The sequence below is a fragment of the Clostridioides sp. ZZV14-6345 genome (assembly GCF_020657775.1).
Classification (GTDB): domain Bacteria; phylum Bacillota; class Clostridia; order Peptostreptococcales; family Peptostreptococcaceae; genus Clostridioides; species Clostridioides difficile_D.
In genome coordinates this window covers 1-4,145 of record NZ_JAGWCX010000123.1, presented here as the reverse complement: position 1 = coordinate 4,145, position 4,145 = coordinate 1, and the positions used below count along the sequence as shown (strand labels likewise).

The following is a 4,145-nucleotide window of genomic DNA, read 5'->3' as shown; positions in this document are numbered from 1 at the left end:
TAATCCTCACAATCAAAGCAATGGTTATAATCAAAATAATAATAACCCTTATAATCAAAGTAATGGCTATAATCAAAACAATAATCAGTCAGATCCTTATAACTGGGATGATTATGATGAATCAAAAAATAATCAAAATTCTACAAAAATAGATAATAATGATTTTAGTGGATTATATGTTTAATATAAGTGCTATGATTATCTATTTAAATACACTTTACATCATTCACATCTAAAATATGGAGTATTTATACAATTAAAAAAAGCCACTCATAGGAGTGGCTTTAAATCCTTTAAAACACATTTGGCTTTATCTTTAAATATAAATTATAAAATTACATGTGTAAAAGATTTGCCAATCTATCATATGTATTATACCCAACAATTCCATCAGAAGTTAATGCATATGCTCTTTGAAATTTTTTTACTGCATTATATGTATCATCACCAAATACTGAATCTATTTGTACTATATATTTAACAGCACATAACATAAGTTGAACACAATGTACATTATTACCACTTGTTGTATGTCCATATCCAACAAGAATTCTTGTACTTATAGTGTAATTACTATCTCCTGTGATTTTAATTGTTGCTTTCTCAGCATCATAAGCACCATTAAAATGTGAATAAACTCCAATGTTATAATCATCTGATTTAAGTAAATCTGAATTCATTGGAACAAGAATTTCTGCATCAGGATTAGGTGTTATATTTAATGCTTTACATTTCTTATCATAATTGTCTTTTATGTCTTTTGGAGCATCTTTATATGTATATTTGTATGCATCTATTTCGAAATTGATTATTTTATTTTCATATGTATTTTCACCTCCTTGTGTTTCTGTGTCTGCGAAAGCTGTATTTGTAAATACAAGCATTGAGCAACAAATTACTGCTAGTGTTTTTTTAAATTTCTTTAACATAATGTCCCCCTAAAAATATTATTATTCTATTTCAACATATTTTACAAATATGTATTAGATGTTTTTATTTTATCAAAATAAAATAGGAAAAACTCCTAAATAAATATTTCGATAAAGTTTACATCTTTAGTCTTGCGATAAATTCAATTTTTTAAAATTATCAATATACAAATACTTGAATTACTTATAACTGTTATTTTTAATAGACTTTCAGATAAAATGTACATTTATTTATCTAGATCATTTGCTATTTCTATAAGAATTTCAAATTTTTCTTCTTCTAAAATATTATCTTCATATAGTGAAATTAATAAGCTTTCTAGTGATCCATTATGCATATCACTCATAAAATTTTTAGTTTCAAAATTTAAGTATTCTCTATTTTCAACTATAATTTTATAATGTGTGTATCTATCAATTTTTTCAGCTAATAAAAATTCTTTTTTAACAAGCCTGGATAGAAGCGTTAGTGTAGTTGTCTGTTTCCAACCATATTCGTTTTCCATAGCTTTAATAACTTCTTTAGAAGTTACTTCACTATTTTTTTCCCAAATAAATCTCATTATCTTTAGCTCTGCCTTTGGTATCTTTTGTATCATAGTTTGTCTCATAGATTAAATAACCCCCTCTCAGGATGTGTTTAATTTAATACTACAAAATTAGAATAATTAAGTCAATAAAAACTTTACCTGCTGTATCTTTGTATTCCATCTAAGATGAATTGAGCAAGTATATCTTGTTTTTTAAAACTTTTATGATTTTCAGTGAATTCTAAAAATTTTTCAAATACATCTGAGTATATTTTAAAAGATTTAACTGATATGTCACCAGTTAATTTTTCAACATCAATTTTAAATTGTATAATATCTACTACATTTTTCTCTTCTTCAGCTTTCTTAAAAAATTCAATGGCTTTAAAAATATCTTCTTTATTTTCAATAAGTTCTCTTAGATCTTTTTCTAATTTTTTTATTTCATATATCGGACTGATAGATTCACTAGGATTAATACTTATAGAATCATGTGGTATTACTGAAGTATTACTATAGTAAGAAGAATTTTCTTTGTTGCTAGAATTAATTTTATTGTAACATTTATTTACTTGATCTAATTCATATCCAGCTTTTTTTATACGATCTCGCCAAGTTGATGATGGTAAACTTAAATTTCTACATACCTCTGCTTTAGATAATCCTAAAGACATTTTTTGATTGAAGTAATTTATTTGTTCATCAATTGTTAATTTATCAAATTCTTTTCTATCCAATGAATGTTTCCCCCTATATTATTATAAAGTTAGTATATACCTATATTTTAATAAGATATTATAAAAATAATACTTTTGTAATATCCAATATATTTTACAGTTGTAACGTATTAGTAATTTATATATATTTTAGCATCATTAACATATAAAAAGTAGACTTTATATTTATATTAGAAAGAATTATAGTAATCTATATTAAAAAGCTTTATTAAAACATTTAGTTAAGACATTTAATTAAAACATTAATTAGCAAAAACGTAATATACATGTATTATAGTATTATCAATGTATACATAAATTCATTAATAAAAAAATTATAATTATGTTAATAATATTTTTTGCTATTGTTAAAAAAAAATATTAAACTATTAATAAAAAACTTTTTTTTATAATAAAATGTGGATAAGATATGTAAAAAAAAAGATACATTTAATTAGATAATGAATTTATCTAATTAAATGTATCTTTTTTTGCATAGTAAATTAAGCGTAATAGAATTTTATTACCCCTAATTAACATATTTTATTTTAGTATAAACTACCAATATTCAAAATTGATTTTGTTATAAAAGACCTTACAAATCCACCAGGATTATGTATATTATTAATATTTATGTCATCTTCATAATAAGTGTTATTAAACATGTAATTTAAAGCAAGTAAGACTTTTTTAAATCCAAATTCTATAGAAAGATCAACTAATTCGTTTACAATAAGAATTTTCTCAGATTCAAGTTTTATATTTGTTTCTAATGAAGGTTTTTTAAACTTATATCTTAATAATGTATCAGAGTAATTAGAACTAAATGAGAAGTTTCCATTATTAAATAAATTTAATATTCTTTTTTGTATTGAATCTCTGAAATTTTTATTAAATTCAGATTTGGATTTATAACTAGTGATATCTAATCGATTTCCTAAAGGTTTAAATCTAGAATTTTTACTATATATAATATTATTAATTAACTTGCTTGATTTTTTTATATACTCAGGTAAAATATTTACTAAATTTTCTTTATTAAACACAATTTTTTTACCTTTACTTTTTTTAGCTGCATCAATCCATAACAATTTTTTTAATTCAACTTTTAATTCATTAATACAGTTTATATCCAAAAAATTAGCTAGATCATCAGTAGTTAATGTTATATACCCACCACCGCCATTTTTCTTTTTAAAATGATTTTTATATTCATCACATATTACTATATCAAATTTTCCATAACCATTAGAAGAAGGCGTAAAGTATGATAGTCCTAAAATAGAAAGTAAATTTTGATTTCTTCTAGCTGTTGGAACTGATATTCCACATAACATAGCTATATCTTTATAACTTACATGTTTTCTAACAAAACATTTATTATAAGGCAAAAAATGATATAGTAAGTATTGTTTTATTAAAGATTTAGTAGCAGATATAATTTGTATGGAATCATTTTTCAATATACCATTTTCTTTTTCAAGTTCATAATATCCATCATTTATTTTAACCATATCTATTTTATTTTTAAAAATAGATATTACTTTTTTTATTTTTGATTTGGATATTCTAGCATTTGGTTTTAAATCTTCAAATAATAGTTTATTAGTCATTTTTTACCTCCTTTCATGTTTTATTTTACATACATAATAAAATATAAGCATATATTACATAAAATATAAATAAAAGTCCACACAAGAAAGGTTCGCAGATTCTATTGTCTTTCCAGTAAAAGTATTGAAATTACTAATATAAAAAAAGGTTCGCAGATTTCATTGTCTTTTTGGTGTGATGTAGTATTTTCAACTATTTGGTTATGAATTTGTAAAGATATTATTAATATAAAAAAATTTTTCGACATTTTTTACTACTTGAAAACCTTGAAAAATAGAAAGGTTCGCAGATTCTATTGTCTTTTTAATAAATAAGATTATGTTAAAATAGAAAGGTTCGCAGATTCTATTGTCTTT

The 4,145-nt window shown here is 22.6% G+C and carries 4 protein-coding genes and 1 pseudogene; 1 reads left to right on the top strand and 4 read right to left on the bottom strand.

Features of this window, described 5'->3' with window-relative positions; translation table 11 throughout:
• Positions 1-184 (top strand): annotated as a pseudogene (locus KGF39_RS19005) (S-layer homology domain-containing protein); the annotation flags it as partial.
• A 151-nt stretch (positions 185-335) separates the two neighbouring features.
• On the opposite strand, the gene KGF39_RS19000 reads toward KGF39_RS19005, so the two are convergent.
• The 4 genes from KGF39_RS19000 to KGF39_RS18985 form a co-directional block, all read right to left on the bottom strand.
• Entirely contained in the window at positions 336-929 is a 594-nt protein-coding gene (locus tag KGF39_RS19000) for a peptidoglycan-binding domain-containing protein (protein WP_227823509.1), read from the bottom strand.
• A gap of 227 nt (positions 930-1,156) precedes the next feature.
• A complete protein-coding gene (locus KGF39_RS18995) occupies positions 1,157-1,540 on the bottom strand; it encodes a BlaI/MecI/CopY family transcriptional regulator (protein ID WP_227823508.1) in 384 nt (127 codons plus the stop codon).
• Positions 1,541-1,614: 74 nt separating this feature from the next.
• Positions 1,615-2,196 carry a hypothetical protein gene (locus KGF39_RS18990; RefSeq protein ID WP_227823507.1) on the bottom strand — a complete coding sequence of 194 codons (582 nt, stop codon included), beginning with the start codon at positions 2,194-2,196 and terminating at the stop codon, positions 1,615-1,617.
• A 527-nt stretch (positions 2,197-2,723) separates the two neighbouring features.
• A complete protein-coding gene (locus KGF39_RS18985; protein ID WP_227823506.1) occupies positions 2,724-3,788 on the bottom strand; it encodes a hypothetical protein in 1,065 nt (354 codons plus the stop codon).
• Positions 3,789-4,145 lie beyond the last annotated feature (357 nt).

Bases quoted from the DNA above. Each gene is read 5' to 3' on its own strand.
- KGF39_RS19000 (WP_227823509.1), bottom strand. From the start codon at position 929: ATGTTAAAGAAATTTAAAAAAACACTAGCAGTAATTTGTTGCTCAATG.
- KGF39_RS18995 (WP_227823508.1), bottom strand. From the start codon at position 1,540: ATGAGACAAACTATGATACAAAAGATACCAAAGGCAGAGCTAAAGATA.
- KGF39_RS18985 (WP_227823506.1), bottom strand. From the start codon at position 3,788: ATGACTAATAAACTATTATTTGAAGATTTAAAACCAAATGCTAGAATA.